The organism is Stenotrophomonas sp. Y-13, from assembly GCF_046267925.1.
In the GTDB taxonomy this organism is placed as follows: domain Bacteria; phylum Pseudomonadota; class Gammaproteobacteria; order Xanthomonadales; family Xanthomonadaceae; genus Stenotrophomonas; species Stenotrophomonas acidaminiphila_A.
In genome coordinates this window covers 2,133,174-2,160,023 of record NZ_CP176501.1, presented here as the reverse complement: position 1 = coordinate 2,160,023, position 26,850 = coordinate 2,133,174, and the positions used below count along the sequence as shown (strand labels likewise).

Sequence of the window (26,850 nt, the reverse complement as noted above, 5' to 3'; positions counted from 1 at the left end):
CACGGCAAGGGGGCGTCGCATGCGGCGCCCCTTGTTGTTTGCGCGGCCGGCCACACGCGTTGCATGCACCCGTGCGCGGGTAAAATCCGGGCATGACTTCCGAAGCCACCGCCCGCCGCCGCATCGCCGAACTCCGCCAGCAGCTGGCCACGGCCGCGCAGGCCTACCACGAGCATGACGAGCAGCTGATTCCCGATGCCGATTACGACCGGCTGCTGCGCGAACTGGAAGCGCTGGAGGCGGCCCATCCGCAGCTGGACAGCGCCGATTCCCCGACCCACCAGATCGGCGGCAGGCCATCCTCGCGCTTTCCCGAGGTGGTGCACGCGATGCCGATGCTGTCGCTGGGCAATGCCTTCAGCGACGAGGAAGTGCGCGACTTCGTACGCCGCATCGACGAGCGCCTGCAGCGCCGCACGCTGCTGTTCTCGGCCGAGCCCAAGCTTGATGGCCTGGCGATCAGCCTGCGCTACGAGGACGGCGTGTTCGTGCAGGGCGCGACCCGCGGCGACGGCAGCCGCGGCGAGGACGTCACCGCCAACCTGCGCCAGATCAAGGTGATCCCGGCCCGGCTCGAAGGCGCGGGCTGGCCGGCGGTGCTGGAGGTGCGCGGCGAGGTCTACATGCCGCGCGCCGATTTCGAGAAATACAACGAGCAGGCGCGGCTGCACGGCGGCAAGGTGCTGGCCAACCCGCGCAACGGCGCCGCCGGCTCGCTGCGCCAGCTCGATCCGCGGGTGAGCGCGCAGCGGCCGCTGAGTTTCTATGCCTACGGCACCGGCGAGGTCGAGGGCGGCGAGCTGCCGCCCACCCATTCGGCGACGCTGGCGCGGCTGGCGCAGTGGGGCTTCCCGGTGAGCGAGCTGTGCCGGGTGGTCGAGGGCGTCGATGGACTGCTCGACTACTACCGCGACATCGGCGCGCGCCGCGACGGGCTGGCATTCGACATCGACGGCGTGGTCTACAAGCTCGACGACCGCGACGGCCAGCGCGAGATGGGCTTCGTCGCCCGCGCGCCGCGCTGGGCCATCGCCCACAAATTCCCGGCGCAGGAGCAGACCACCACGGTCGAGGCGATCGAGATCCAGATCGGCCGCACCGGCGCGGCCACGCCGGTGGCGCGCCTGCAGCCGGTGCAGGTGGCCGGGGTGACCGTCACCAACGCCACCCTGCACAACGCCGACCAGATCGCGCGGCTGGACGTGCGCGTGGGCGACAGCGTCATCGTGCGCCGCGCCGGCGACGTGATCCCCGAAGTGGTCAGCGTCATCCCCGGGCGCCGCCCGCCCGGCGCGCTGCCGTGGACGATGCCGGCGGCCTGCCCGGTATGTGGCGCCGAGATCGTGCGCGAGGAGGGCGCGGCGGTGTGGCGCTGCTCGGGCGAGCTGAGCTGCCCGGCGCAGCGCAAGGAGGCCATCGCCCATTTCGCCTCGCGCCGCGCGATGGACATCGACGGGCTCGGCGACAGGTACATCGAGATCCTGGTCGACGCCGGCATCGTGCGCGGCGTGGCCGATCTCTACCGCCTGCAGCGCGACACCCTGCTGCTGCTCAAGCTGGCGCTGGACGCGGCCGACCCCTCGGCGCTGGCCAACGGCATCGCCCCGCACCTGCCGGCCGAGGGCAGCGGCGAGTGGCTCAAGGCGCTGCTGCGGCTGGACGGCACCGATCCGCGGTGGCGCGCGCAGGCCCTGGCATTGCCGGCACGCTTCGAGTGGAACCCGAAAAAGATCGCCACCCGCTGGGCCGACAACCTGATCGCGGCCATCGACGCCAGCCGCACCACCACGCTGGAGCGGCTGCTGTTCGCGCTCGGCATCGAGCATGTCGGCGAGAGCACCGCCAAGGCGCTGGCGCAGTGGTTCGGCGATCTGGAACTGATCCGCCAGCTGCCGTGGCCGCTGTTCAAGCGGGTGCCCGATATCGGTGGCGAGGTGGCGCGCTCGCTGGGCCATTTCTTCGAGCAGGAAGGCAACCAGCAGGCGATCGACGCGCTGCTGCAGGTCGGGCGGGTGCGCATCGGCGATACCCACCTGCCGTCGCCGCGGCTGCGCGAAGGGCTGGACCTGGCGCAGCTGCTGGTCGAGGCCGAGATACCGGGCATCACCCGGCTGCGTGCGGAGAAGCTGGTGGCGGCGCTGCCGTCGGCGCAGCAGATCCTCGACGCCGAGCCGCAGCACCTGCTTGCCGCCGGGCTGCCCGAGGACACCGCGCACGGCCTGGCGCAATGGCTGGACAGCGACAACCACGGGCAGCTGCTGCTCAGGGGCGAGGCGCAGATGCGGCGCCTGCTGGAACTGGCCCCGGAGGCGGCCACGCAGCCGGCCGGGCCGCTGGACGGCCAGACCGTGGTGCTGACCGGCACGCTGTCGGCGCTGACCCGCGACGCCGCCAAGGCGCGGCTGGAAGCGCTGGGCGCCAAGGTCGCCGGCAGCGTTTCGAAGAAGACCGCCTTCGTGGTTGCCGGCAGCGAGGCCGGCTCCAAACTGGACAAGGCCACCGAACTGGGCGTGGAGGTGTGGGACGAACCGCGCCTGCTCGCCTTCCTCACCGAACACGGACAACACCCATGAACCTGCGTTTCCGCCTCGCCACGCCCGAGGATTTCCCGCGCCTGCTCGCCATGGTGCGGGCGTTCTATGCCGAGGACCAGATCGCCTACGACGCGGCGCTGGTCGAACCCGGCCTGCGCACCCTGCTGGCCGAGCCGGCCTGCGGCGCGGCCCTGCTGCTGGAGGGCGACGACGTGGCCGAGGCCGGCTACATCACCCTGGGCTGGTGCTTCAGCGTGGAGCAGGGCGGTCGCTTCGTGCTGCTGGACGAGCTGTACCTGGCCCCCGCCGCGCGGGGCCGCGGCTGGGGGCGGCAGGCGCTGGCGCTGGCGCGCGACTGGGCGATCGTCGAGGGCGCCAGCGTGATGCGGCTGGAAGTGAACCACCACAACGCCAGGGCCAGGGCGTTGTACCTGTCGGCCGGCTACCGCGACGACCAGCGCGACATCCTGACCCTGCCGCTGGCGGTGTCGCCGACGGGCCTGCATCCGTGATCGAGGCGCTGCAGCGGCGCGCGCGCCTGAACGCGCTGATCCGCGATTTCTTCGCGCGCCGCGGGGTGCTGGAGGTGGAAACGCCGATCCTGTCCGCGGCCGGCAACACCGAGCCGAACATCGACGGTTTCCAGACCCGCTTCAGCGGCCACGTCGACGCCGGCTCGCCGCTGCGCTGGCTGCGCACCTCGCCCGAGTACCCGCTCAAGCGGCTGCTCGCCGCCGGCGTCGGCGACTGCTATGAGCTCGGCCGGGTGTTCCGCAACGGCGAGGCCGGCGGCCGCCACAACCCCGAATTCACCATGCTCGAGTGGTATCGCGTCGGCTGGGATCACCATCGCCTGATCGAGGAGACGGTGGCGCTGGTGCGCGAGGCGCTGGCGATGGTCGGGCGCGAGGCGGCGCTGCAGGTACTGAGCTACCGCGAACTGTTCGTCGGCACGCTCGGCGTGGACCCGTTCAGCGCCGACGAGGCGCAGCTGCGCGCGCCGTTGGCCGGCGTCGGCCTCACTGCCGACGGCCTCACCCGCGACGACTGGCTGGACCTGCTGATGACCCATCGCATCCAGCCTTGCTTTCCCGCCGACCGCATCACCGTGGTCCACGATTGGCCGGCGACGCAGGCCGCGCTGGCCCGCATCCGCCCCGGGCAGCCGCCGCTGGCCGAGCGCTTCGAGCTGTACCTGGGCGCGGTGGAGCTGGCCAACGGCTACCACGAGCTGAACGATGCGGTGGAGCAGCGCCAGCGCTTCCAGCGCGACCTGGCGGTACGCGCCGCGCGCGGTGACGTGCAGCCGCCGCTGGATGAGCGGTTCCTGGCCGCGTTGCCGGCCCTGCCGCACTGCGCCGGCGTGGCGATGGGCGTGGACCGGCTGTTGATGGCGCTGGCCGGAACCGGCCGCATCGCCGACGTGCTGGCCTTCGATTTCGCCCACGCCTGAGGGCGTGGCCGGCGCGGCAGTGCCCGGCATGCGGGCATTGCACGCCCGCGTGCGCGGTTGCCGGTGCGGTGCCCGCTGCGCGCATGTATTGCCTGCGCACCGCCGATGATGCTCTGATCACGCCTGCGGGCGCAGTGTGTGTGCCGGCGGAGTCCATCCGATTGCAGCGCGGGAAGGTCTGATGAAGGGTGTGTGCGGCCTGTTGCCAGCACTGTGGCTGTTGCCGATGCCAGCCGTGGCGGGGCCCGACGACACGGCGCCAGCGCCGGCGCAGGTGGTGCGCTGCGAATCGGAAGATGGCGTGCGCCAGCGCTGCGCGATGGATGTCTCGCGTGGCGTGCAGCTGGTGCGCCAGCTGTCGACCCAGAGCTGCATCCGCGAGACCAGCTGGGGCGTGGACGAGCGCGGGATCTGGGTCAGCCGCGGCTGTCGCGCCGAGTTCGCACCCGAACAACCGGCGCCCGGGCAACGCCTGGTGCGGCGCATGGTCCGCTGTGAATCCAAGGGCCGCACCGTGACCTGCCCGGTGCTGCTGCGTGGCGCGCCGGTACGCCTGATCCGCCAGCAGTCGCTGCTGCCCTGCAGGGAAGGGCGTACCTGGGGATACGGGCGCAACGAGATCTGGGTGAGCCGTGGCTGCGAGGGGCAGTTCGAGGTCGGTGCCGAGGATGGCTCCGGATTCGTCGACGTCCCGCGCCAGGTCATCTGCGAGTCGAAGAGCGAGATGCGCCGCGAGTGCGGAGTGAGCGTGGAGCGCAAGGTCACGCTGGTCAGGCAGTTGTCCAACGCGGCCTGCGAGGAAGGACGCAGCTGGGGCTGGGACCGCGCCGGCATCTGGGTGGACAAGGGCTGCCGCGCCGAGTTTTCCGCCGATTGACGGCGGCCCGTACAATGGCGCGATGAACGACAACCACGCCATCGACTACGCCCGTTACGACCACATCCGCCCGATCCGCTGGACCGGCGACGCCTTGGAGCTGCTGGACCAGCGCAGATTGCCGTTCGTCGTCGAGCACGTGCTGTGCGGCGACAGTGATGCGGTCGCCGCCGCCATCCATGCGCTCACCGTGCGTGGCGCGCCGGCGATCGGCATCGCCGCGGCCTGGGGCGTGGTGCTGGCCGCGCGCGAGGTCGATGCCGGCGATGGCGCCGCCGCGCTGCAGGCGCTGGAACCGGCGATGGCGCGGCTCAATGCCGCACGCCCGACCGCGGTCAACCTGGCGTGGGCGCTGGCGCGCATGCGCCGCGCACTGGCCGCGGCCGGCAGCGACTGGCGGCAGGTGCTGGCGCTGGAGGCGCAGGCGATCGCCGACGAGGACCTGGCCGCCAACCGGCACATGGGCGAGCGCGGGGCGGCCCTGATCGCGCCCGGCAGCGGCGTGCTGACCCACTGCAACACCGGCTCGCTGGCCACCGCCGGCTTCGGCACCGCGTTGGGCGTGATCCGCGCGGGCGTGGCCCAGGGGCGCATCGCCCGGGTGTTCGCCGGCGAGACCCGGCCGTGGCTGCAGGGCGCACGCCTGACGGTGTGGGAGCTGCAGCAGGACGGCATCGATGCCACCCTGGTCGCCGACTCGGCGGCGTCGCACCTGATGAAGACCGGCGCGGTGCAGTGGGTGGTGGTCGGCGCCGACCGCATCTGCGCCAACGGCGACACCGCCAACAAGATCGGCACCTACCAGCTGGCCATCGCCGCGCGCCACCACGGGGTCAAGTTCATGGTGGTGGCGCCGTCCTCGACCGTGGACATGGGCACCGCCCATGGCGATGCGATCGAGATCGAGCAGCGTGACCCGGGCGAACTGTTCGGGGTCGGCGGCGTGCGCACCGTGGCCGAGGGCATCCAGGCCTGGAACCCGGTGTTCGACGTGACCCCGGGCAGCCTGATCGACGCCATCGTGACCGAGAAGGGCGTGATCCTGGACCCCGACAGCGCGGCCATGCGCGCGGCGTTCGGCGGCTGACCCCGGGGCTGGCGCGGGCGCCGGCGGCGGGCTGCCGGCGGCGGTGCGGTAAAACCGCTGCTGACGCTGCCGCGCAGCAGCTAAGTCCCTGATTTATTCCGTTAAAAGTGCTGCCGCCCGAGGCGGCAGACGGCGCCGTGTGGTAAACTCGGCCACTTGAATCGGGCTTGTGCCGGGACCGCCCACAAGGGCCGTCGGCGCTGCTCCGGACCGCTACCAGAATACGGAATCCGAATGGCAGAAACCGCCAAGGAAATCATCCAGGTCAACCTGGAAGACGAGATGCGCAAGAGCTACCTCGATTACGCCATGAGCGTGATCGTGGGCCGCGCGCTCCCCGACGCCCGCGACGGCCTCAAGCCGGTCCATCGCCGCGTCCTCTACGCGATGCAGGAGCTTGGCGCGCACGCCAACAAGCCGTACTACAAGTCGGCGCGCATCGTCGGTGACGTCATCGGCAAGTACCACCCGCACGGCGACATCGCGGTCTACGACACGCTGGTGCGCATGGCGCAGCCGTTCTCGCTGCGCTACATGCAGATCGATGGCCAGGGCAACTTCGGCTCGGTCGACGGCGACAGCCCGGCGGCGATGCGTTACACCGAATCGCGCCTGTCGCGGATCAGCCACGAGATGCTGGCTGACATCGACAAGGAAACCGTCGATTTCCAGCCCAACTACGACGAGAAGGAACTGGAGCCGACGGTCCTGCCGACGCGCTTCCCGAACCTGCTGGTCAACGGCTCGGCCGGCATCGCGGTGGGCATGGCCACCAACATCCCGCCGCACAACCTCACCGAATCCATCAACGCCTGCATCGCGCTGATCGACAACCCGTCGATCGACGTGGACGGGCTGATGGAGTACATCCCGGGGCCTGATTTCCCGACCGCCGGCATCATCAACGGTACCGCCGGCATCATCGCCGGCTACCGCACCGGCCGTGGCCGCGTGCGCATCCGCGCCAAGGCCGACATCGAAGTGGCCGACAACGGCCGCGAGTCGATCATCGTCACCGAGATTCCCTACCAGGTGAACAAGGCGCGGCTGATCGAGAAGATCGCCGAGCTGGTCAAGGAAAAGAAGCTCGAGGGCATCAGCGAGCTGCGCGACGAGTCCGACAAGGACGGCATGCGCATCTACATCGAGGTCAAGCGCGGCGAATCGGCCGAGGTGGTGCTGAACAACCTGTACCAGCAGACCCAGATGGAGTCGGTGTTCGGCATCAACATGGTGGCGCTGGTCGACGGCCGCCCGAAGCTGCTGAACCTCAAGGAGATGCTGGAGGCGTTCGTCCGCCACCGCCGCGAGGTGGTCACCCGCCGCACCATCTTCGAACTGCGCAAGGCGCGCGCCCGCGCGCACGTGCTGGAAGGCCTGACCGTCGCGCTGGCCAACATCGACGAGATGATCGAGCTGATCAAGACCTCGTCCAACCCCGCCGAGGCTAAGGAGCGCATGCTCGCCAAGGTATGGGAGCCGGGTCTGGTCGGCGCGCTGCTGGGTGCCGCCGGCGCCGAGGCCTCGCGTCCGGAAGACCTGCCCAGGGGCATTGGCCTGGTCGACGGCCGCTACCAGCTGTCCGACGTGCAGGCCACCCAGATCCTGGAAATGCGCCTGCACCGCCTCACCGGCCTGGAACAGGACAAGCTCACCGAGGAATACAGGCAGCTGCTGGACGTGATCGCCGGGCTGATCCACATTCTGGAAAATCCCGATCGCCTGCTGCAGGTGATCCGCGAGGAGCTGGAGAGCGTGCGCGCCGAGTACGGCGACGAGCGCCGCACCGAGATCCGCCACAGCGAGGAAGACCTGGACATCCTCGACCTGATCGCGCCGGAGGACGTGGTGGTGACGCTGTCGCGCGCCGGCTACGTCAAGCGCCAACCGGTGTCGGCCTACCGTGCGCAGAAGCGCGGCGGCCGCGGCCGCAGCGCGGCGGCGACCAAGGACGAGGATTCGATCGAACAGCTGTGGCTGGTCAACACCCATGACACGCTGCTGACATTCACCAGTTCCGGCAAGGTGTTCTGGCTGCCGGTGTACCAGCTGCCGGAGGCCGGCTCCAACGCGCGTGGCCGCCCGATCATCAACTGGATCGCGCTGGAGAACGGCGAGCGCGTGCAGGCGGTGCTGCCGGTGCGCGAGTACGACGACAACCACTTCGTGTTCTTCGCCACCCGCAACGGCACGGTCAAGAAGACCCCGCTGAGCGAGTTCGCGTTCCGCCTGGCGCGCGGCAAGATCGCCATCAACCTCGACGAGGGCGATGCGCTGGTCGGCGTCGGCCTGACCGATGGCGGGCGCGACATCCTGCTGTTCGCCTCCAACGGCAAGACCGTGCGCTTCGGCGAGGACCGGGTGCGTTCGATGGGCCGTACCGCCACCGGCGTGCGCGGCATCAAGATGGCCAAGGGCGAGGAGGTGGTCAGCCTGATCGTGGCCGAAAGCGCCGGCGGCGCCGAGGACGAGAACGAGGACGACAACGGCGTCGAGGAGATCGCGGCCGAGGGCGGCGAGATCATCGAGTCGGCCGACGATGCCGGCGTGCAGTACATCCTCACCGCCACCGAGAACGGTTACGGCAAGCGCACGCCGCTGGCCGACTACCCGCGCAAGGGGCGTGGCACGCAGGGCGTGATCGGCATCCAGACCAGCGAGCGCAACGGCAAGCTGGTCAGCGCGGTGTTGCTGGGCACGGGCGACGAGGTGCTGCTGATCTCCGATGGTGGCACCCTGGTGCGCACCCGTGGCTCGGAAATCTCGCGCGTGGGCCGCAACACCCAGGGCGTGACCCTGATCCGCCTGTCCAAGGGCGAGAAGCTGCAGGCGGTCGAACGCCTGGATGCGTCGCTGCAGTCGGGCGACGATGCCGACGAGGATCCGGCGTCCGACGGGGCGGAGCAGGGCGTGCCGGTATCGGAGGGCTGAAAAGCCACCGTCCGCGTTGAATGAAAGCGCCGGCGCAAGCCGGCGTTTTTTTTGCCGCCCGTCCGTCCAAGCGGGTTGTCGCGCGGCGTTCGCCAGGCAGGCCTGCCGGTACGGTGGCCGTGGCCGCTGCGCTGGACCTGTCTTGAGGCATCGCGCGCGGTGTGTTCAAGGGTGGTGTGGCGGCGGGCCCGTCGCGCTCGCGGCTTTTCCGGAGCGCAAAAAAAAACAGCAGGCAAGGCCTGCTGTTCGGTGTAATGGCGCGCCCGGAGAGATTCGAACTCCCGACCGCCTGGTTCGTAGCCAGGTACTCTATCCAACTGAGCTACGGGCGCGTTTTACCTTTATTGTTCTGACGGGGAGCACTGCATGTGCAATGTTCCAAACTGGCGCGCCCGGAGAGATTCGAACTCCCGACCGCCTGGTTCGTAGCCAGGTACTCTATCCAACTGAGCTACGGGCGCGTCGTCAGGAGCGGAATTATGCGGATATGACGCGCAGGCGTCAACGCTTTTGTGAAATTTTCCTATAACGATGCCGATGCCAGCGCATCGGCGACGATGGCCGGTGATTTCATCCAGCTGAAATGGTCCGCGCGGGTGCCCAGCTCGCTGCCGGACAGGATCCGCAGCGTCGTCGGCGCGACCGGCAGCTTGGACAGCAGGTGGCGCATGGATCCGGCCGGGGCCAGCCAATCGGCCTCGAACAGCAGCGCGTTCACCGGCAGCGCGAGCGCGCGCATCGCCGCCTCCAGGTCGACCGCCAGCCCCGCCGCGGCGTAACGGCCGCTGAGGCCCACCCGGGCCCAGTCCTGGATCAGGCCGCGTGCCTCGTTGCCGCCGAAGCCGAGGCGGCGCCCGGGCAGCGCCCCGCGCCGGTGCGCCAGCCAGGGCAGGAAACGATAGGCCGGCGGCAGCAGCCAGCGCCGCGGCGCCGGGAAACCCGGCCACCACGGGGTGCCGCTGGCGACCAGCCAGAGCGCGGTGAACGCCTCCGGGTGCAGGCCGGCATGGCAGCACGCCAGTTGTCCGCCGAGGCTGTGTCCGCCCAGCCGCAGCGCGAGGCCGGGCAGCGCCGAACGGACCGCCGCCTCGGCGGCGGGGAGGTCGTGCAGCAGCAGCTCGCGATAGCCCCAGTCGTCGCGCCTGCTGGCGCGCAGGCTGCTGCTGCCGTTGCCGCGCCATTCGTGCACGAATACGGCGACGCCGCGTGCGCCCAGGGCCTCGGCCAGCGCCAGGTAGTGGCGGGCGGCCACGCCCAGGGCGGGCAGCCACAGCACCGCCGACCGCGGCTGCGGGGGTACCTGGGCGAGCAGCTGGAAGCGGTGTCCGTCGGCCGCGGCGACGTCGATGACGGTATGCACGCTCATGCCGGCCCGGCGGCGCCGAAGTGATCCAGCACCATGACCTCGCCGCGCCCGGGGTGGTAGCCGTTGCGCAGCCCGCGGGCCACGTAGTCGATGGCGGCCCCGCAGGCATTGGGCAGCGACAGCCCGCGGCACAGCTGCGCGGCGATGGCCGCCGCGAGGGTGCAGCCGGTGCCGTGCGCATCCACCGGCAGCCGGGCGTGGCTGAACTCCTCGCCGGTGACGCCATCGAAGTAGCGGTCGATCACCCGCGGGCCTTCATCCAGGTGCCCGCCCTTGAGCAGCACCGCCCCGGCGCCGAGCCCGAGCAGCGCGGCGGCGGCGTCCTCGGCCTCGCCGGCGGTGCCGATGCGGCGCCCGAGCAGCAGCTCGGTCTCGGGCGCATTCGGCGTGAGCAGCGTGGCCAGCGGCAGCAGGCGCTCGCGCAGCGCGCGCAGCGCGCTGGCTTCCAGCAGGCGCGCGCCGCTGGTGGCGACCATCACCGGGTCCAGCACCACCTGCGGCGGCCGGCGCGTTTCCAGCACGTCGGCGACCAGGTGGATGACATCGGCGTTGGCGAGCATGCCGAGCTTGACCGCGTGGATGTCGAAATCATCGAAGCAGGCGTCGAGCTGGGCCTGCAGGAATTCCAGCGGCGGCACGTGCACGGCGACGACGCCGCGGGTGTTCTGTGCGGTCAGCGCGGCGATCGCGGACAGGCCATGCACGCGGTGCGCGGCGAAGGCCTTGAGGTCGGCCTGGATGCCGGCGCCGCCGCCCGAATCGGAGCCGGCGATGGTGAGGACGGAAACGGGAGTGGAAGGCGTCATGGCGGGATTGTGCCGCGTTTGGCCTGCCGCTGCCGTCAGGGCGCGGGGTACAGGTGCTGCGACAGCCGGTAGATGATGTAGGTGGCGCCGGTGCAGCCGGTCAGCAGCGCCGGCGCGAGCAGCGCGTCGTACCCGTAACGCTGGAACAGCCAGGCGCCGATGATGCCGCCGGCGAGGAAGCCGCTGATGATCAGCCCGCTCAGCGTCAGCCGCCGCATCTGCAGCGGCAGCCCGCGCAGCAGATGGCCCAGGCCGATGCCCAGGTCGGTGAACATGCCGCTGAGGTGGGTGGTGCGCACCACCGCGCCGCTGAAAGTGGTGACCATGGCGTTCTGCAGGCCGCAGGCCATGGCCGCGGCCAGCGCGCCCCATATCTGCTGTTGCTTGAACAGCGGTATCGCCACCAGCAGCAACAGCGATTCGATGGTCAGCACCACGCCGTAGCGCCGGCCCAGCCGCAAGGTGCCGTCCTGCACGATCAGCCCGCTGAGCATGGCGCCCAGCGAGAAGGCGATGAGCATGCCCCACAGGTGCGACACGCTGCGCCAGTCGCGCTGCGCCAGGGCCATGCCGAGCTGGCTGGTGGTGCCGGTGAGGTGGCTGACCGCCTGGTGCTCGAAGCCGAGGAAGCCGACCACGTTGACCATGCCGGCCACGCAGGACAGCGCGATCGCGCCGATCCATACCCAGCGGGGGAGCTGTATGCCCATGGCGCTGACGGTACCGCCGGCCCGCTCAGAAACCGCCGTTGCGGGCGATCTCGGAGAAGTTGCCGGTCTGCGGGTCGTACACCGCCCCCCAGAAGGCCGCGCCGCCGTCGCAGACCCGTACCGCCTCGCGCGCCGGGTTGGTCTTGTCGTGGTCGGGCAGGGTGAAGGCGTTGATGTAGATGAGCTGCCGGCCCCGCGCGATGAAGCCCACGTACTGGCGGCTGGAGCGTGCCGGCTCGGCGATGGTGGGCTGCAGCTGCTGCAGGCGGCTTTCCAGCGCGTCGATCTGCGCGCGGCTGGGCGCCCAGTAACCGCTGACGCCATCGGGCTGCCTGGCGGGACTGTCGCGCGAGCAGGTGTCGAGCACCTGCGCGGCGACGAGCGGGCGCGTGACCACCCACGACTGCCCGGCCTTGATCGCCGTCGGCACGGTGGCGCCGGGCTTCACGTTGGCCGGCGTGCAGGCGGCCAGCGCGAGCAGGCCGGGGACGAACAGGAGCAGGGAACGGGCGGCTTTCACGGCGACTCCGGGCAGTGCGTGGCGGACTTCAGGCAGTGGTGGCAGGGGCGGGCGCGTAGCTCTCAAGGTAACCACAACCGGTGCAGCGGTAGGTGCGCGTGGCCAGTTTCTGGCGCGGCGTCTTCAGGCCCATCCAGAACGACTTCTGCGGCTGGCCTTCCACCCAGGCCGTGATCGAGCGTTCGTTGGCATGGCCCTCCTCCAGCAGATAGCCGGGGTGCATCGGAGCGTGGCATTTGCAGCATTCCAGTTCGGGATGGGTCATGGGCATGGGCGCTCGGGAGGGCGGGGCATCGCGTCGGCGACGTTACAGTACTTCGGACGCGTAATCGGCCAGCCGCGAGCGCTCGCCGCGGCGCAGGGTGATGTGCGCGCTGTGCGGCCAGTTCTTGAAGCGGTCCACGGCGTAGGTCAGGCCCGAGGTGGTCTCGGTCAGGTACGGCGTGTCGATCTGCTCGACGTTGCCCAGGCAGACGATCTTGGTGCCGGGGCCGGCGCGGGTGATCAGCGTCTTCATCTGCTTCGGGGTGAGGTTCTGGGCCTCGTCCAGGATCAGGTAGCGCGACAGGAAGGTGCGCCCGCGCATGAAGTTCAGCGAACGGATCTTGATGCGCGAGGCCAGCAGGTCGTTGGTGGCCGCGCGGCCCCAGGCGCCGCCTTCCTGGTTGTGGGTGAGCACTTCCAGGTTGTCGGTGAGCGCGCCCATCCATGGCGTCATCTTCTCTTCCTCGGTGCCGGGCAGGAAACCGATGTCCTCGCCGACGCTGACCGTGGCGCGGGTCATGATGATCTCGCGGTAGCGCTGGGTGTCCATGGTCTGCGCCAGGCCCGCGGCCAGCGCCAGCAGGGTCTTGCCGGTGCCGGCGGTGCCGAGCAGGGTGACGAAGTCGATCTCCGGGTCCATCAGCGCGTTGAGCGCGAAATTCTGCTCGCGGTTGCGCGCGGTGATGCCCCACACCGAATGCGCGCCGTGGCGGAAGTCATCGACCAGGGTCAGGGTGATGCGGCCGTCGGCCTCGACCCGGGCGACCTTGAGTTCGACCTCGTCGTCGCCCGGCAGGTAGACGTACTGGTTGGGGAACCACTGTTCGTCGTCGGTGGCGCGGATCTCGTAGCTGGTGCGGCCCTTGTCGCTCCAGCTGCGCAGGTCGCTTGCGTGCTTCTTCCAGAAATCCTCGGGCAGCGCGGTGGCGCCGGTGTACAGCAGGCTGAAGTCGTCCAGTGCGCGGTCGTTCTCGTAGTCCTCCGAGTCGATCCCGGCGATGGCCGCCTTGATCCGCAGGTTGATGTCCTTGGACACGAATACCACCGGCACGTCCGGGGTCTGTTCCTTCAGCGCCAGGATCGCGCCGAGGATCGCGTTGTCCGGGATCACCGCGCCGAAGCTCTTGCCGGCTTCGAAATGGCTGGTCTGGAAGTACAGGTGGCCGGCGCTGCGCGCGCCGCGCAGCTGCAGTCCCTGCGGCAGTACCAGCGGCACGCCCCTGGCGATGCCGCCGATGCCGGAGGCCTCGATCAGCTCGTTGAGGAAGCGGCTGACCTGGCGCGCGTTGCGGCTGGCCTCGGAGGTGCCCTTCTTGCCGTTGTCCAGTTCCTCGATCACCTGCATCGGCAGGTAGACGTCGTGCTCCTCGAATTTGAACAGCGCGGTCGGATCGTGCATCAGCACGTTGGTATCCAGCACGTAGATGCGCTTGCCTCGGGTCATCGTCGATTCCTGGTTACGGGCAGGGAAAAACCGCCACGACCTGCGGGGCAGGGGCGCGGCGGACGAGGTGGGCGATGGGACTCACGTGGACCGGGCGGCCTTCAGGGCGTCGAGCACGGCCTGGGCATGGCCGGCGACCTTGACCTTGCGCCATTCCTGCACCAGGGTGCCGTCGGGCGAGACCAGGAAGGTGCTGCGCTCGATGCCGCGCACCTGCTTGCCGTACATGTTCTTCATGCGGATCACGTCGAAGGCATTGCACAGCGCCTCGTCGGCATCGCTGATGAGCGGGAACCCGAAGCCCTGCTTCGCGCAGAAGTTGTCGTGCGACTTCACCGAGTCGCGGGAGACGCCGAACACCCGCGCGCCGGCGCGCTTGAACGCCGGCAGCTGGGCGTTGAACTCCAGGCCTTCGGTGGTGCAGCCGGGGGTACTGTCCTTCGGGTAGAAGTACAGCACCAGCCAGTGGCCGGCCTGCGCGGCGAGGGTGGTGGTGGCGCCGCCGGACAGTGCCAGCGGCAGCTCGAGGGTGGTGCGGTCCAGGGTATCGCCGATGTTCATCAGATCCTTTCCGGAGCCTGGGGTACTTCCATTGCAGCTACATGAAACGCCGCACGCCCGTGACGGACGCGCGAATGTTCAGAACTTCATCGGGTCCATGATCGCGTCCAGGTTGAGGTGGTCGCAGAACTCGAGGAAATCGTCGCGCAGCGCGGCGATGTGCATGTTGGCCGGCACGCCGATGGTGATCTGCGCGGAGAACATCTCCGCGCCGGTCTGCATGGCCTGGTAGCGGGTGCTCTGCAGGTTCTCGATGGTGATGCCCTGGCGCTCGAAGAAGTCGGCCAGCTGGAACAGGATGCCGGGCTTGTCCGCGGCGATCACTTCCACGATGTAGGGCAGCAGGTTGGACTGGGCCTGCTTGGCGGCGGTGCGGTACCACACCAGCTTCAGGCCTTCCTCGCGCTCCAGCCGGGTCAGCATCGCCTCGAGCTTGGCCACCGCGTCCCACGAGCCGGTGGCCAGCGTGGTGACCGAGACATCGCGCCCCACCGTGGACAGCCGCGCGTCGACCAGGTTGCAGCCACTGTCGGCGATGCGGCGGGTGACGGACAGCAGCGGGGACTCCGGATGCGTCGTGTAGGCGTTGATCAGGAGGTGGTTTTCGGTCGGCTGCGGCCGCGGGGTGCTGTTGGTCAAGGTGGTTCCGGGGTGCTCTGTGAGTCTGAACGGCGCCGGCGCGGGCACGTTCGCTGGCACCCAGCATACTTGCCCGTGCTTTCGACCGGCAAGTAACATGCCCCCGGTCACGAACCCGCCGCCAGGCGGGATTCCCAGCCCCCTCGAAGAACGGCGTTCCCCTTGTCCATTTCCGGCCTCATCACCGCCCTGGCGACGCCTTTCCTTGCCGACGGCGCGCTGGATGGCGCCGGTTGGCGGCGGCTGCTGGCGCTGCAGGAGGCCGGGGGTGCGCAGGGCGTGGTGGTGGCCGGCTCCACCGGCGAGGCGGCCACCTTGTCCGACGCCGAATACGACACCCTGCTGCGCACCGCCGTGGAGGTCCTCGGTGGCCGCATGCCGGTGCTTGCCGGGACCGGCCATTCCGGTACCGCCCGCACCATCGAGGCCACCCGCCGTGCCGCGCGCAACGGTGCCACCCATGCGCTGGTGGTCACCCCGCCCTATGTGCGCCCGACCCAGGACGGCCTGCGCCAGCATTACCTGGCCGTGGCCGAGCAGGGCGGGCTGCCGGTGGTGCTGTACAACGTGCCCGGCCGCACCGGCTGCGACCTGCTGCCCGACACCGTGGCGCAGCTGGCGGCGCATCCGCGAATCGTCGGCATCAAGGAGGCGGTCAGCGACTCGACCCGCATGAAGGCGCTGCTGGAACTGCGCGGCGACGGCTTTGCCGTCCTCGGCGGCGACGATGCCAGCGCCGCGCGCGCGCTGCTGGCCGGTGCCGACGGCCTGGTGTCGGTCGGTTCCAACGTGCTGCCGGGGGCGTTCCGTACCCTGTGCGACCTGGCGCGCGCCGGCAACCATGCCGCCGCCGAAGCCTGGGACGCGCGCTTGCAGCCCTACCACGATTTCTTCACCCTCGAGTCCAACCCGATCCCGATCAAGGCATTGCTGCAGCGCCTGGGCATCGGCCATGGACAGCGCCTGCCGCTGTTGCCCCTGTCCGCCCCGCACCACGCCGCCGCCGACCACCTGGCGGCCGACGTGGGCGCCCTGGAAGCACTATCCAGCCACTGAACCTGCAGTGGCCAGAACCTGGAGATCCACCATGCGTCATTCCCGTTCCGCCGTCCGCGCACTTTCGCTGGCCCTGCTGGCCATCGCCACCACCGTCACCGCGACCGGCTGCTTCAAGCGCGGCGCGCGCGGCGACTACGCGCTGGCGCCGGAAATGCGTCCGCTCGAAGTGCCGCCGGACCTGACCCTGCCCAACACCGCCGGCGCGTCGCAGGTGCCGGCGCTGGCATCGGCCGCGCGTCCGGCGCAGCCCGCCGCGGCGCAGCCGGCGCAGGGCGGCTTCACCGCCAGCGGCAGCCGCGACGAGGTGTTCGGCAAGGTCGGCGACGCCCTGGCCACGGTCGAGGGCGTGACCATCGCCAGCCGCGCGCAGCTGCTGGGCTCGTACGACGTGGCCTATGAAGGCAGCAACTTCCTGGTGCGCGTGGTCGGCGTCGATGCCGGCGCCTACGTGTCGGCGGTCGATCCGCGTGGCCTGCCGGCCACCGACCCGGCGGCGATCAAGCTGCTCGGTGCGCTGAAGGCCAAGCTGGCGCCGTAAGTACGGTTGCCGCGGCCCATGGCGGCATGCCGCCATGGGCAACGGGCGCGCTGCGCCGGCCTGGCCGGCGTCTGCTCGCGGAAACGAAAAGGGCGCCGACGGCGCCCTTTTTTCGTGTCCCGTCTGGCGGGTCAGCGTTCCAGCAGCTTGAGCTTGTCCGGCTTGCCGTCCCACTCGGCGGCATCGGCCGGCGGGTCCTTGCGCACGGTCAGTACCGGCCAGGCCTTGGCCAGCTCGGCGTTCAGCGCGACGAAGGCTTCCTGGCCCGCCGGCACGTCGTCCTCCGGATAGATGGCGTTGACCGGGCATTCCGGCTCGCACAGGGTGCAGTCGATGCACTCGTCCGGGTCGATCACCAGGAAGTTGGGGCCTTCATGGAAGCAGTCCACGGGGCAGACTTCGACGCAATCGGTGTGTTTGCACTTGATGCAGTTTTCGGTGACGACAAAGGGCATGACGGGGTCCGGCGTTGAACACGCCAATTCTAGAGCAGGATGCCGTCGCTGGGCGGGGCCATTTTCATTCGCGCCGGCTGTCGCGCGCCGGCCATGCCCGTGGCGTGTGCCAGGGCGCGGCGGCCGGCCTGCGCGGGTGGCGCCGCCGCGATGCGCCAGTGGAGAGGGCGCAGGCAACAAAAAACCCCGCACGGGCGGGGCTTTTTGATTTCGCGGACGGAGTTGGCGCTCCCTAGGGGACTCGAACCCCTGTTTTAGCCTTGAGAGGGCCACGTCCTAACCACTAGACGAAGGGAGCGTTTGGTCGCGTCCGGCGAGCGCGCTAGTATATGCACCTGTTTGCCGTCAGGCAACCCTGCAACCCCAACCGGAATCGCCAACATCAATTCCACAGTTACAACGCCGTTCACCCTGCGCGTCATCCCGCGCGACCAGCACACCATTTCGCGCAAGGACGTCAGTCCCAACGCCCTGCGTGTGCTCTACCGCCTGCGCGAGGCCGGGTTCGGTGCCTACCTGGTCGGCGGCGCCGTCCGCGACCTGCTGGTAGGGGGGCGGCCCAAGGATTTCGACGTGGCCACCGATGCCACGCCGGAGCAGATCAAGCAGCTGTTCCGCAACTGCCGGCTGATCGGCCGCCGCTTCCGCCTGGCGCACGTGGTGTTCGGCCGCGAGATCATCGAGGTCGCGACCTTCCGCGCCAACATCGACGACGGCAGCGGCGACCGCGAGGTCGAGAACGGCATGCTGGTGCGCGACAACGTCTACGGCAGCATCGAGGACGACGCGGTGCGCCGCGACTTCACCTGCAACGCCCTGTATTACGCCATCGAGGATTTCTCGGTACGCGACTACGTCGGTGGCTTCGAGGATGTGCTGGCGCGGCGCATGAAGCTGATCGGCGACCCCGAGCAGCGCTACCGCGAGGACCCGGTGCGCATGCTGCGCGCGGTGCGGCTGGCGGCCAAGCTCGATTTCGGGATCGAGCCGGCCACGGCCGAGCCGATCCCGCGTCTGGCCGGGCTGCTGGAAGAGGCGGCGCCGGCGCGGCTGTTCGAGGAAGTGCTCAAGCTGTTCCTGTCCGGGCACGGCGTGGCCAGTTTCGAGGGCCTGGAGCGCCATGGCCTGCTGCCGGCCCTGTTCCCGGAGAGCGCGGCCGCGCTGAAGAGCAACCGCAGCGGGGCCCTGCGCCGCTTCGTGATCGAGGGGCTGCGCAGCACCGATGAGCGCGTGGCCAACGACGAGCCAGTGTCCCCGGCGTTCCTGTTCGCGCTGCTGCTGTGGCCGGCGTTCTGCCGCACCCTGATCGCCCTGCAGCGGCAGGGGCTGGCGCCGGAAGAGGCGCAGCGCCGCGCCGCCGACCGGGTGACCCTGCACCAGCTCACCACCATTGCGCTGCCGCGCCGGTTCTCGTTGCCGATGCAGGAAATCTGGCTGCTGCAGTCGCGCTTCGCCTCGCGCCAGCGCAAGCGCGTGTTCCGCACCCTGACCCATCCGCGTTTCCGCGCCGCGTTCGATTTCCTGGTGCTGCGCCAGGCCGCGTCCAGTGAACATGCCGCCGACATTGCGTTCTGGCGCGAGGCGCAGCAGCAGTCCGGGCGCGAACTGGAGTCGTCGCTGGACTCGCTGCAGGCCGAGGGCGCTGCCGAGGAGGGCGCGGCCCCGCGCCGTCGCCGCCGCCGTCGCCGCAGCAGCGCCGCCGCGGGCGAGTAAGCGCCATGGTCATGGCGTGCGTGGGCCTGGGCGCCAACCTCGGCGATGCGCCGGCCACCGTGCGTGCGGCGGTGCAGGCGCTGGCGACGCTGCCGGGCTGCCGCCTGCTGGCCGCGTCGCGGCTGTACCGCACCCCGGCCTGGGGCAACGAGGACCAGCCGGATTTCATCAATGCCGCGGTGGCGCTGGAGACCACGCTGCCGGCGCCGGCCCTGCTGGAGCAGCTGCTGGCGACCGAGCAGGCGTTCGGCCGCGTGCGCATGGCCGGCGAGCGCTGGGGCCCGCGCACGCTCGACCTGGACCTGCTGCTGTACGCGGCGCAGGTGATCGACCTGCCGCAGCTCAAGGTGCCGCATCCGCACCTGCATGAGCGCGCTTTCGCCCTGCTGCCGCTGGCCGAGGTGGCGCCGGAGGCGGTGATTCCCGGCCATGGAACGGTGCGTGGCGCGCTGGCTGCCATCGAAACCTGCGGTATCACGCCGATAGGGGGATAATGCGCGGCTCATCACCGATCGTTATCCCCACATGAGCACCCACGCAGACAGCAAGCCCTGGACCGTCCCGGCGCTGGCCGAGGCCAAGCGCAATGGCCAGAAGCTGGTGATGTTGACCGCCTACGACGCCGGTTTCGCCCGCACGTTCGATGCCAACGGGGTCGACCTGATCCTGATCGGCGATTCGCTGGGCATGGTGGTGCAGGGGCATGATTCGACCCTGCCGGTCACCGTGGCCGACATCGCCTACCACACCACCGCGGTCGCGCGGGTACTGCAGCGCGCGCTGCTGGTGGCCGACCTGCCGTTCGGCGCCGATGCCACCCCCGAGCGTGCGTTCGAAGCCTCGCTGCAGCTGCTGCGCGCCGGCGCGGAGATGGTCAAGATCGAGGGCGCCGGCTTCAAGCTGGACGTGATCCGTTACCTGGTCGAGCGCGAGATCCCGGTGTGCTCGCACCTGGGCCTGACCCCGCAGTCGGTGCTGACCCTGGGCGGCTTCAAGGTGCAGGGGCGCGGCGAAGCCGCCGAGCGGCTGCGGGCCGACGCCCGCGCGGTGGCCGCCGCCGGCGCCGCGCTGCTGGTGCTCGAATGCGTGCCGTCGCCGCTGGCCGCGCAGATCACCGCCGACGTGGCGATCCCCACCATCGGCATCGGCGCCGGCCCCGGCTGCGACGGCCAGGTGCTGGTGATGCACGATTTCCTGGGCCTGGACAGTGGCCACCGCCGGCCCAAGTTCGTCAAGGATTTCCTTGCCGAAGGCGGTTCGGTGGCCGGCGCCGTCCGCGCCTACGCCGACGCGGTCCGCGCCGGTACCTTCCCCGACGCGGAGCATGCGTACGCATCATGATCGAGACCGTCACCGAACTTTCCCGGCTGCGCGCCATCGTCGGCGGCTGGAAGCGCCAGGGGCTGCGGGTGGGCTTCGTGCCGACCATGGGCAACCTGCACGCCGGCCACTATTCGCTGGTCACGCTGGCGCGCCGGCACGCCGACCGGGTGGTGTCCAGCGTATTCGTCAACCCGACCCAGTTCGGCCCGAACGAGGACTTCACCCGCTACCCGCGCACCCCCGAGGCGGACACCAGCGGGCTTGAGCAGGCCGGCTGCGACGTGCTCTGGCTGCCCACGGTCGAATCGATGTATCCGTTCGGCGTGGAGCTGGCGGCCAAGGTGCACGTGCCTGGGGTCAGCGCGCTGCTCGAGGGCGCCCACCGCCCGGGCCATTTCGACGGGGTGTGCACCGTTGTCGCGCGCCTGTTCAACCAGGTGCAGCCGGACATGGCCGCGTTCGGGCGCAAGGACTACCAGCAGCTGGCGGTGATCCGGCAGATGGTGGCCGACCTGGCATTCCCGATCGAGATCGTCGGCGGCGACATCGTGCGCGAGGACGACGGCCTGGCGATGAGCTCGCGCAACCAGTACCTGACCGCCGATACCCGCCCGCAGGCCGCGCTGATCCGCCAGGTGCTGCTGGGCATGCGCGACGCCAGCCTGGCCGGCACCCCGCGGGCGCAGGTCGAGGCCGAGGGCGCGGCGCGGCTGCAGGCGGCCGGGTTCCAGGTCGACTACGCGGTGGTGCGGCTGCCGGACCTGGGCGAGCCGGGCGAGGACGCCGGCGCCCGCGTGGCCCTGGTCGCCGCCCGCCTGGGCAGCACCCGGTTGATCGACAACATCGAGTTCTGACCCGCCCCGGCCGGGACCGCCGCTGTCCCGGCCGATGCGCTCCGATGTCCTGCAATGGCGCCCTCGTGGCGCCATTTCGCTGCCCGCGCGGGCGGGCAGGGCCGCTCATGTTGCAGTGCGGGCAAGGGCCCCGGCCGGTGCTAGACTGCGTGCTTTCTATCGCAGTTTCCCGGCATCGCCATGCAACTTTCCCTGCTCAAGACCAAGATCCACCGCGCCACCGTCACCCACTCGGAGCTGAACTACGAAGGCTCCATCGCGATCGACGGCGACCTGCTGGAAGCCACCGGCATCCGCGAGTTCGAACAGGTGCACATCTGGGACGTGACCAACGGCGCGCGTTTCTCCACCTATGCCATCCGCGCCGAGGCCGGCAGCGGGGTGATCTCGCTCAACGGGGGCGCCGCGCGCCACGTGCAGGTGGGCGACATCATCATCATCGCCGCCTTCGCCGGCATGAGCGAGGCCGAGGCCGACAGCTTCCAGCCCAAGCTGGTGTATGTCGACGGCAACAACCGCATCACCCACACCAACCACTCCATCCCCACACAGGCCGCATGACCACGCACAACGGATTGACCGCATTGCACGCCCACGCCCAGCGTCTGCAGGGCACGGGTATTCCCTCGCTGTTGGCCGCCGAGCCGGACCGGGTGAAATCCCTGGCGTTCAAGGTCGGTCCGTTGTACGTGAATTTCGCGCGGCAGACATATGACCGCGCCGCCCTGCAGGCACTGCTGGACCTGGCCGCCGCGCGCGACGTCGCCGGCGGCTTCGCGCGCCTGTTCGGCGGCGAGCGGATCAACCTCACCGAAGACCGTGCGGTGCTGCACAGCGCGTTGCGCGGTGCCGCCAGCGATGCCCCCGCGGCGGTGGCGGCGCATGCCGAAGCGGCGGCCGTGCAGGCGCGCATGGGCGCGCTGGTGCAGGCACTGGAGGCCAGCAACGTCACCGACATCGTCAGCGTCGGCATCGGCGGTTCCGACCTCGGCCCGCGGCTGGTGGCCGATGCGTTGCGCCCGGCCAGCGGCGCGCGCTTCCGCGTGCACTTCGTCTCCAATGTCGACGGCGCGGCGATGCAGCGCACGCTGGCCACGCTCGATCCGGCCACCACCGCCGGCATCCTGATCTCCAAGACCTTCGGCACCCAGGAAACCCTGCTCAACGGCGCGATCCTGCGCGACTGGCTGGGCGGCAGCGACCGGCTGTACGCGGTCAGCGCCAATCCCGACCGCGCCGCCGGCACGTTCGACATCGACGCCGCGCGCGTGCTGCCCATGTGGGACTGGGTCGGCGGCCGCTATTCGCTGTGGTCGGCGGTGGGGTTCCCGATCGCGCTGGCGATCGGCTTCGAGCGCTTCGGCCAGCTGCTGGCCGGCGCGGCGGAAATGGACGCGCATGCGGCCAGCGCGCCGCTGGAGCGCAACCTGCCGGTGCTGCACGCGCTGACCGACATCTGGAACCGTAATGCGCTGGGTTACGCCACCCACGCGGTGATGACCTACGACCAGCGCCTGGCGCTGCTGCCGGCGTACCTGCAGCAGCTGGTGATGGAAAGCCTGGGCAAGCGGGTCCGGCTCGACGGCAGTCCGGTCGAAGCCGACACCGTGCCGGTGTGGTGGGGCGGGGCGGGCACCGACGTGCAGCACAGCTTCTTCCAGGCGCTGCACCAGGGCACCAGCATCGTGCCGGCCGATTTCATCGGCTGCGTGCGCGGCGACGACCCGTACACGCTCAACCACCAGGCGCTGCTGGCCAACCTGCTGGCGCAGACCGAGGCGCTGGCCAACGGCCAGGACAGCGACGATCCGCACCGCCGCTATCCCGGTGGCCGCCCGAGCACGCTGATCCTGCTCGACGCGCTCACCCCGCGCGCGCTGGGCGCGCTGGTCGCCATGTACGAGCATGCGGTCTACGTGCAGTCGCTGGTGTGGGGCATCAACGCCTTCGACCAGTTCGGCGTCGAGCTGGGCAAGCAGTTGGCCAACCAGCTGTTGCCGGCGCTGCAGGGCGGGGCGGTGGACATCGCTGATCCGATGACGCGCGAGGCGTTGGCCCAGCTGCGCGGCTGAGCGGTCGCGCCCGGCGCCGCGTGCCGGGCCATGGGGGCAGGACCGACGCCGCGCCGAGATGCGCGGCGTCGTCCGTCCTGCCGCCGGCATCCGTCAAGGTGCGCTGCACCCGCGGCCCTGCCTGCCTTCAATCGCCGGCGCGCCGTGCCTGGCTCGGCGCGCGCCCGGTCCAGCGCTTGAACGCGCGGCGGAACTCGCGGGCGTCGTTGAACCCCAGCCGGCCACCGATGGCGACGATGGACAGCGTCGGGTCGCGCAGCAGTTCCATCGCCCGCTTGGTGCGCACGCGGTCGTGGATCGCGCTGAACGAGGTGCCTTCCTCGGCCAGCTGCCGGCGCAGGGTGCGTTCGCTCAGGTGCAGCGCCGCGGCCATCTCGGCCATCTGCGGGTTCTCGCGCAGGCGCGTGCGCAGGTGGCTCTCCAGCGCGGCGGTGGTCTCGCCGCAGGCCGGCCGCGCATCCATCTGCATGCGGCACAGGGTCATCACCTGGTTCGAGGTCACCGGGTTGTAGCTGGTGAAGGGCAGCTCCAGCCAGCGCCGGTCGATCACCAGCGCATGCCGCGGCTGTTCGAAACGCACCTCGCAGCCGAACAGGTCGCGGTAGCGCTGTGCATGGCGCGGCGCCGGGTAGCCCAGTTCCAGGCGCTGCGGCTGGAACCCCGGGCCGACCAGCTCGCGCACCAGTTGCAGCACGCTTGCAAACAGCTCCTCGCACAGGAACGGCTGCAGGTCGTGGGCTTCGTCCGGCGCGCTGGCGACCGCCGCCACGCAGCCGTCGCCATGCTCGGCCAGGGTGATGTCCATCAGCGCGCCGCTGTTGCGCTGGTAGGCCAGGCCGACGCGCACCGCCTCGCCGAAATCGGGGGCGGTTTTCATCGCCAGCCCGAGCAGCCCGAAGTTGCCCAGGTTCTGGCGGCCGCCGAGCTCCAGGCCCAGGCCCTCCACGGCCAGTGCCGCCAGCGCGCGGCGGATCACCGTGCTCGCCTGGCGGTACGAGATGCGGGTGTCGGGATTGCTGATTTCCTCGGGTTGCAGGCGGGTGCCGGCGAACCAGGCGCTGCAGTCGATTGCCCTCTCGGCGGCGAACTGCATCAGCCCGCAGAGGATGTTGGTCGGTCGGTCGGCGGAGGACAGGTCATCGCCGATTGCGGTGGTCAAACGCATCCGAGGTCCTTCCGATTGTCCGGTTTGCCCCCCTTTGTATGCCGCTTATGCCCTTCGCGCAATGTGCCCCGCCGCACCAGACTGCGGCCCAGACTTGGCGAGCACGTACGGGAGAGAATTCATGCAGCGCAGCATTCTTGTCGGCACGATCGGCGCACTTGCGCTATTGCTCTCCGCTTGCCAGAAGACCCCCGAGGCACCGGCCCCGGCGCCCGGCGATGCCGGCTTCGCCAGGCTGCTGCAGCAGAAGCTGCTCGATGCCCGGCCCGGCGATGTGATCGAGGTGCCCGAAGGCACCTTCCGCTTCGACCGCAGCCTCAGCCTGCGGGTGGACAACGTCACCCTGCGCGGCAGGGGCATGGACAAATCCATCCTCAGCTTCAAGGGCCAGAAGGCCGGTGCCGAGGGCCTGCTGGTGAACGCCAATGGCTTCACCCTGGAGAACCTGGCGATCGAGGACAGCAAGGGCGACGGCTTCAAGATCAGCCAGTGCGAGAACGTCACCGTGCGCGGCGTGCGGGTGGAGTGGACCGGCGGGCCCAGCACCAGCAACGGTGGCTACGGCCTGTACCCGGTGCTGTGCAGGAACGTGCTGATCGAGGACTCGGTGGCCATCGGCGCCTCGGACTCGGGCATCTACGTCGGCCAGTCGCGCGACGTCATCGTCCGCAACAACCGCGCCGAACGCAACGTGGCCGGCATCGAGATCGAGAACACCATCAACGCCGACGTCCACGACAACCAGGCCACCGGCAACACCGGCGGCATCCTGGTGTTCAACATGCCGGCGCTGACCCAGCAGGGCGATGCGATCCGGGTGTTCCGCAACAAAGTGGTGGAGAACAACCACGACAATTTCGGCGCAAAGGGCACGCCGGTGGCCAGCGTGCCGGCTGGCAGCGGCGTGGTGATCAACTCCAACGACAACATCGAGATCTTCGACAACGACATCGCCGGCAACCGCACCGCCAACATCATCGTGTCCAGCGTGTATTCCACCGGCTACAAGGACGACAAGGCCTCCGGTGCGTTCGATCCGTATCCCGAGCGGATCCACGTGCACGGCAACCGCCTGTCCGGTGGCGGCGATTCGCCCGACCGGATGGACTTCAAGGCACTGAAGGTGGCGATGTACGGCCTCACCGGCAGCTTCCCGGACGTGCTGTTCGACGGTTACGTCAACCCGCGCCGCGCCGAAGGCCCGCAGATCTGCCTGCGCGACGTCTCCGGCGTGCTCAACGCCGACGGCCCCGGCGGCTACAAGAACCCGAGCAAGGACGCCAGGCCCTACGACTGCACGCTGCCGTCGCTGCCGGCGGTCGACCTGAAGCGTGGTTGAGGGGGTGCGCATGCCGTTGCATCGCCCGCTGCTGGCGCTGGCCGCACTGCTGCTGGCGGGTTGCGCCCGCGCCCCGGCACCGGAGCCGGTACGCTTCTTCGCCGACGGCCAGCCCGAGCGCCTGGCCGAGTGGAACGTGCTGTACGTGGCCGATGGCCGGTTGCGGCTCAACGCGCGGGTGCTGCCGTACGACCTGGATTCGGCGCTGTTCACCGACTACGCGCACAAGCTGCGCACGGTGTGGATGCCGGCGGGCGCCGCCGCGCGCTACCAGCCGGACGGGGTGCTGGATTTCCCGGTCGGCACCATCATCAGCAAGACGTTCTACTACCCGCGTGGCGATGACGGCACCGTGCTGCGCAGCGCCGACACCGGCGCCGAGCCCGACGGCGGGCTGACGCTGGACAGGGTGCGGCTGGTGGAGACGCGGCTGCTGGTGCGCCGCGCCTCGGGCTGGCTGGCATTGCCCTATGTGTGGAACGACGCGCAGACCGAGGCGCGGCTGATGCGCACCGGCGACCTGGTGCCGCTGACCCTGGCCGGTGCGGATGGCCGGCGTCAGCAGCTGGACTACCTGGTGCCGGACGAGAACCAGTGCGCCGGCTGCCATGGCACCGACCTCAGGTCCAGGCAGATTTCCCCGATCGGGCCGAAGGCGCGGCATCTGAACCACGACTTCGCCTACGCCTCCGGCAAGGCCAACCAGCTGCGGCACTGGCAGGCGCTCGGCCAGCTGGTCGACGTACCGGCCGGCACGCTGCCGCGCAACGTTGCCTGGAACGACCCGCAGGCGCCGCTGGAAGCGCGCGCCCGCGCGTACCTGGACATCAACTGCGGGCACTGCCACAGCGACAAGGGCGCGGCCCGCACCTCGGGCATGTGGCTGGACGCCAACACCCACGATCCGCTGCGCATCGGCCGCTGCAAACTGCCGATCGCCGCGGGGCAGGGCACCGGCAACCGGGCCTGGGACATCGTGCCCGGCGCGCCGGACGATTCGATCCTGACCTACCGGATGGAAAGCACCGACCCGGGCGTGATGATGCCGGAACTGGGGCGCGCGCTTGTCCACGAGGAGGGCGTGGCGCTGATACGGCAGTGGATCGCGGCGATGGCCGCGCAGGACTGCGGCGCCTAGCG

General features: G+C 70.1%; 26 protein-coding genes and 3 tRNA genes. 16 read left to right on the top strand and 13 right to left on the bottom strand.

Features of this window, described 5'->3' with window-relative positions:
• The first annotated feature begins 92 nt into the window (after positions 1–92).
• The 6 genes from ligA (at position 93) to gyrA (ending at position 8,882) form a co-directional block, all read left to right on the top strand.
• Positions 93–2,573 (top strand): NAD-dependent DNA ligase LigA, encoded by a 2,481-nt coding sequence (ligA, locus tag ACJ7VY_RS09825; RefSeq protein ID WP_409475514.1) that lies wholly within the window; start codon positions 93–95, stop codon positions 2,571–2,573.
• Positions 2,570–3,046 carry a GNAT family N-acetyltransferase gene (locus ACJ7VY_RS09820; RefSeq protein WP_161614073.1) on the top strand — a complete coding sequence of 159 codons (477 nt, stop codon included), beginning with the start codon at positions 2,570–2,572 and terminating at the stop codon, positions 3,044–3,046. The genes ligA and ACJ7VY_RS09820 overlap by 4 nt, the downstream gene beginning before the upstream one ends.
• On the top strand, positions 3,043–3,987 hold the full coding sequence (gene epmA / locus ACJ7VY_RS09815) for an EF-P lysine aminoacylase EpmA (RefSeq protein WP_409475513.1): 945 nt from the start codon (positions 3,043–3,045) through the stop codon (positions 3,985–3,987). Before ACJ7VY_RS09820 ends, epmA begins: the two co-directional genes overlap by 4 nt.
• Positions 3,988–4,168: 181 nt before the next feature.
• Positions 4,169–4,864: a DUF3011 domain-containing protein gene (locus ACJ7VY_RS09810; RefSeq protein ID WP_312347261.1), complete on the top strand. Its 696-nt coding sequence runs from the start codon at positions 4,169–4,171 to the stop codon at positions 4,862–4,864.
• A 22-nt stretch (positions 4,865–4,886) separates the two neighbouring features.
• Positions 4,887–5,951, top strand: a complete 1,065-nt coding sequence (gene mtnA / locus ACJ7VY_RS09805; RefSeq protein WP_240211966.1) for an S-methyl-5-thioribose-1-phosphate isomerase — start codon at positions 4,887–4,889, stop codon at positions 5,949–5,951.
• 234 nt (positions 5,952–6,185) lie between these two features.
• Positions 6,186–8,882 (top strand): DNA gyrase subunit A, encoded by a 2,697-nt coding sequence (gene gyrA, locus ACJ7VY_RS09800; protein ID WP_409475512.1) that lies wholly within the window; start codon positions 6,186–6,188, stop codon positions 8,880–8,882.
• 255 nt (positions 8,883–9,137) lie between these two features.
• On the opposite strand, the gene ACJ7VY_RS09795 is transcribed toward gyrA, so the two are convergent.
• The 10 genes from ACJ7VY_RS09795 to ACJ7VY_RS09750 form a co-directional block, all read right to left on the bottom strand.
• Positions 9,138–9,214, bottom strand: a tRNA-Arg gene (locus ACJ7VY_RS09795).
• A gap of 52 nt (positions 9,215–9,266) precedes the next feature.
• Positions 9,267–9,343 (bottom strand) — tRNA-Arg (locus tag ACJ7VY_RS09790).
• A gap of 62 nt (positions 9,344–9,405) precedes the next feature.
• The gene (locus tag ACJ7VY_RS09785) at positions 9,406–10,248 is read right to left on the bottom strand and encodes an alpha/beta fold hydrolase (RefSeq protein WP_409475511.1); all 843 of its coding nucleotides are present in this window, start codon (positions 10,246–10,248) and stop codon (positions 9,406–9,408) included.
• Positions 10,245–11,054, bottom strand: a complete 810-nt coding sequence (gene thiD, locus ACJ7VY_RS09780) for a bifunctional hydroxymethylpyrimidine kinase/phosphomethylpyrimidine kinase (protein WP_409475510.1) — start codon at positions 11,052–11,054, stop codon at positions 10,245–10,247. Before thiD ends, ACJ7VY_RS09785 begins: the two co-directional genes overlap by 4 nt.
• Positions 11,055–11,089: 35 nt before the next feature.
• Positions 11,090–11,764 carry a YoaK family protein gene (locus ACJ7VY_RS09775; RefSeq protein WP_104940213.1) on the bottom strand — a complete coding sequence of 225 codons (675 nt, stop codon included), beginning with the start codon at positions 11,762–11,764 and terminating at the stop codon, positions 11,090–11,092.
• 25 nt (positions 11,765–11,789) lie between these two features.
• On the bottom strand, positions 11,790–12,284 hold the full coding sequence (locus ACJ7VY_RS09770) for a hypothetical protein (protein WP_409475509.1): 495 nt from the start codon (positions 12,282–12,284) through the stop codon (positions 11,790–11,792).
• 28 nt (positions 12,285–12,312) lie between these two features.
• The gene (locus ACJ7VY_RS09765; protein ID WP_158681870.1) at positions 12,313–12,549 is read right to left on the bottom strand and encodes a hypothetical protein; all 237 of its coding nucleotides are present in this window, start codon (positions 12,547–12,549) and stop codon (positions 12,313–12,315) included.
• Positions 12,550–12,591: 42 nt separating this feature from the next.
• On the bottom strand, positions 12,592–13,992 hold the full coding sequence (locus ACJ7VY_RS09760; protein ID WP_104939031.1) for a PhoH family protein: 1,401 nt from the start codon (positions 13,990–13,992) through the stop codon (positions 12,592–12,594).
• An 81-nt stretch (positions 13,993–14,073) separates the two neighbouring features.
• Positions 14,074–14,553, bottom strand: a complete 480-nt coding sequence (locus ACJ7VY_RS09755) for a peroxiredoxin (protein ID WP_409475508.1) — start codon at positions 14,551–14,553, stop codon at positions 14,074–14,076.
• Between the two features lie 78 nt (positions 14,554–14,631).
• Entirely contained in the window at positions 14,632–15,291 is a 660-nt protein-coding gene (locus ACJ7VY_RS09750) for a glycine cleavage system protein R (RefSeq protein WP_409475507.1), read from the bottom strand.
• 63 nt (positions 15,292–15,354) lie between these two features.
• On the opposite strand from ACJ7VY_RS09750, the gene dapA reads away from it, so the two are divergent.
• Together dapA and ACJ7VY_RS09740 are read left to right on the top strand one after the other, a co-directional pair.
• A complete protein-coding gene (gene dapA, locus ACJ7VY_RS09745) occupies positions 15,355–16,248 on the top strand; it encodes a 4-hydroxy-tetrahydrodipicolinate synthase (protein ID WP_409475506.1) in 894 nt (297 codons plus the stop codon).
• A gap of 31 nt (positions 16,249–16,279) precedes the next feature.
• Positions 16,280–16,789: a hypothetical protein gene (locus ACJ7VY_RS09740; RefSeq protein ID WP_161614082.1), complete on the top strand. Its 510-nt coding sequence runs from the start codon at positions 16,280–16,282 to the stop codon at positions 16,787–16,789.
• Positions 16,790–16,920: 131 nt separating this feature from the next.
• Here ACJ7VY_RS09740 and fdxA read toward each other — a convergent pair whose 3' ends face one another.
• Both fdxA and ACJ7VY_RS09730 read right to left on the bottom strand, forming a co-directional pair.
• The gene (gene fdxA / locus ACJ7VY_RS09735) at positions 16,921–17,244 is read right to left on the bottom strand and encodes a ferredoxin FdxA (RefSeq protein ID WP_161614083.1); all 324 of its coding nucleotides are present in this window, start codon (positions 17,242–17,244) and stop codon (positions 16,921–16,923) included.
• A gap of 223 nt (positions 17,245–17,467) precedes the next feature.
• Positions 17,468–17,542 (bottom strand) — tRNA-Glu (locus tag ACJ7VY_RS09730).
• A 41-nt stretch (positions 17,543–17,583) separates the two neighbouring features.
• Between ACJ7VY_RS09730 and pcnB the strand changes: the two genes are divergently transcribed.
• The 6 genes from pcnB to pgi all read left to right on the top strand — a co-directional run bounded on the left by pcnB (position 17,584) and on the right by pgi (position 23,206).
• Positions 17,584–18,957 carry a polynucleotide adenylyltransferase PcnB gene (gene pcnB / locus ACJ7VY_RS09725; protein ID WP_161614084.1) on the top strand — a complete coding sequence of 458 codons (1,374 nt, stop codon included), beginning with the start codon at positions 17,584–17,586 and terminating at the stop codon, positions 18,955–18,957.
• Between the two features lie 5 nt (positions 18,958–18,962).
• Positions 18,963–19,451 carry a 2-amino-4-hydroxy-6-hydroxymethyldihydropteridine diphosphokinase gene (folK, locus tag ACJ7VY_RS09720; RefSeq protein WP_409475505.1) on the top strand — a complete coding sequence of 163 codons (489 nt, stop codon included), beginning with the start codon at positions 18,963–18,965 and terminating at the stop codon, positions 19,449–19,451.
• A gap of 31 nt (positions 19,452–19,482) precedes the next feature.
• Complete coding sequence (gene panB / locus ACJ7VY_RS09715) at positions 19,483–20,298, top strand: 3-methyl-2-oxobutanoate hydroxymethyltransferase (RefSeq protein ID WP_409475504.1); 816 nt, start codon at positions 19,483–19,485, stop codon at positions 20,296–20,298.
• Complete coding sequence (gene panC, locus ACJ7VY_RS09710) at positions 20,295–21,134, top strand: pantoate--beta-alanine ligase (RefSeq protein WP_313231113.1); 840 nt, start codon at positions 20,295–20,297, stop codon at positions 21,132–21,134. The genes panB and panC overlap by 4 nt, the downstream gene beginning before the upstream one ends.
• Positions 21,135–21,314: 180 nt before the next feature.
• Positions 21,315–21,695, top strand: a complete 381-nt coding sequence (gene panD / locus ACJ7VY_RS09705; RefSeq protein WP_104939022.1) for an aspartate 1-decarboxylase — start codon at positions 21,315–21,317, stop codon at positions 21,693–21,695.
• Complete coding sequence (pgi, locus tag ACJ7VY_RS09700; RefSeq protein WP_409475503.1) at positions 21,692–23,206, top strand: glucose-6-phosphate isomerase; 1,515 nt, start codon at positions 21,692–21,694, stop codon at positions 23,204–23,206. The genes panD and pgi overlap by 4 nt, the downstream gene beginning before the upstream one ends.
• A gap of 127 nt (positions 23,207–23,333) precedes the next feature.
• Here pgi and ACJ7VY_RS09695 read toward each other — a convergent pair whose 3' ends face one another.
• Positions 23,334–24,371 carry an AraC family transcriptional regulator gene (locus tag ACJ7VY_RS09695; protein ID WP_312347280.1) on the bottom strand — a complete coding sequence of 346 codons (1,038 nt, stop codon included), beginning with the start codon at positions 24,369–24,371 and terminating at the stop codon, positions 23,334–23,336.
• A 121-nt stretch (positions 24,372–24,492) separates the two neighbouring features.
• On the opposite strand from ACJ7VY_RS09695, the gene ACJ7VY_RS09690 reads away from it, so the two are divergent.
• On the top strand, positions 24,493–25,710 hold the full coding sequence (locus tag ACJ7VY_RS09690; RefSeq protein ID WP_313248412.1) for a parallel beta-helix domain-containing protein: 1,218 nt from the start codon (positions 24,493–24,495) through the stop codon (positions 25,708–25,710).
• Positions 25,711–25,720: 10 nt separating this feature from the next.
• Positions 25,721–26,848, top strand: a complete 1,128-nt coding sequence (locus tag ACJ7VY_RS09685; RefSeq protein ID WP_409475502.1) for an SO2930 family diheme c-type cytochrome — start codon at positions 25,721–25,723, stop codon at positions 26,846–26,848.
• Positions 26,849–26,850 lie beyond the last annotated feature (2 nt).

What these genes read in the sequence shown, in the direction of transcription:
- ligA (WP_409475514.1), top strand. Translation starts at nt 93, where the DNA reads ATGACTTCCGAAGCCACCGCCCGCCGCCGCATCGCCGAACTCCGCCAG.
- ACJ7VY_RS09820 (WP_161614073.1), top strand. Translation starts at nt 2,570, where the DNA reads ATGAACCTGCGTTTCCGCCTCGCCACGCCCGAGGATTTCCCGCGCCTG.
- ACJ7VY_RS09810 (WP_312347261.1), top strand. Translation starts at nt 4,169, where the DNA reads ATGAAGGGTGTGTGCGGCCTGTTGCCAGCACTGTGGCTGTTGCCGATG.
- mtnA (WP_240211966.1), top strand. Translation starts at nt 4,887, where the DNA reads ATGAACGACAACCACGCCATCGACTACGCCCGTTACGACCACATCCGC.
- gyrA (WP_409475512.1), top strand. Translation starts at nt 6,186, where the DNA reads ATGGCAGAAACCGCCAAGGAAATCATCCAGGTCAACCTGGAAGACGAG.
- ACJ7VY_RS09785 (WP_409475511.1), bottom strand. Translation starts at nt 10,248, where the DNA reads ATGAGCGTGCATACCGTCATCGACGTCGCCGCGGCCGACGGACACCGC.
- thiD (WP_409475510.1), bottom strand. Translation starts at nt 11,054, where the DNA reads ATGACGCCTTCCACTCCCGTTTCCGTCCTCACCATCGCCGGCTCCGAT.
- ACJ7VY_RS09775 (WP_104940213.1), bottom strand. Translation starts at nt 11,764, where the DNA reads ATGGGCATACAGCTCCCCCGCTGGGTATGGATCGGCGCGATCGCGCTG.
- ACJ7VY_RS09765 (WP_158681870.1), bottom strand. Translation starts at nt 12,549, where the DNA reads ATGACCCATCCCGAACTGGAATGCTGCAAATGCCACGCTCCGATGCAC.
- ACJ7VY_RS09760 (WP_104939031.1), bottom strand. Translation starts at nt 13,992, where the DNA reads ATGACCCGAGGCAAGCGCATCTACGTGCTGGATACCAACGTGCTGATG.
- ACJ7VY_RS09755 (WP_409475508.1), bottom strand. Translation starts at nt 14,553, where the DNA reads ATGAACATCGGCGATACCCTGGACCGCACCACCCTCGAGCTGCCGCTG.
- ACJ7VY_RS09750 (WP_409475507.1), bottom strand. Translation starts at nt 15,291, where the DNA reads ATGTTACTTGCCGGTCGAAAGCACGGGCAAGTATGCTGGGTGCCAGCG.
- ACJ7VY_RS09740 (WP_161614082.1), top strand. Translation starts at nt 16,280, where the DNA reads ATGCGTCATTCCCGTTCCGCCGTCCGCGCACTTTCGCTGGCCCTGCTG.
- fdxA (WP_161614083.1), bottom strand. Translation starts at nt 17,244, where the DNA reads ATGCCCTTTGTCGTCACCGAAAACTGCATCAAGTGCAAACACACCGAT.
- folK (WP_409475505.1), top strand. Translation starts at nt 18,963, where the DNA reads ATGGTCATGGCGTGCGTGGGCCTGGGCGCCAACCTCGGCGATGCGCCG.
- panB (WP_409475504.1), top strand. Translation starts at nt 19,483, where the DNA reads ATGAGCACCCACGCAGACAGCAAGCCCTGGACCGTCCCGGCGCTGGCC.
- panC (WP_313231113.1), top strand. Translation starts at nt 20,295, where the DNA reads ATGATCGAGACCGTCACCGAACTTTCCCGGCTGCGCGCCATCGTCGGC.
- panD (WP_104939022.1), top strand. Translation starts at nt 21,315, where the DNA reads ATGCAACTTTCCCTGCTCAAGACCAAGATCCACCGCGCCACCGTCACC.
- pgi (WP_409475503.1), top strand. Translation starts at nt 21,692, where the DNA reads ATGACCACGCACAACGGATTGACCGCATTGCACGCCCACGCCCAGCGT.
- ACJ7VY_RS09695 (WP_312347280.1), bottom strand. Translation starts at nt 24,371, where the DNA reads ATGCGTTTGACCACCGCAATCGGCGATGACCTGTCCTCCGCCGACCGA.
- ACJ7VY_RS09690 (WP_313248412.1), top strand. Translation starts at nt 24,493, where the DNA reads ATGCAGCGCAGCATTCTTGTCGGCACGATCGGCGCACTTGCGCTATTG.
- ACJ7VY_RS09685 (WP_409475502.1), top strand. Translation starts at nt 25,721, where the DNA reads ATGCCGTTGCATCGCCCGCTGCTGGCGCTGGCCGCACTGCTGCTGGCG.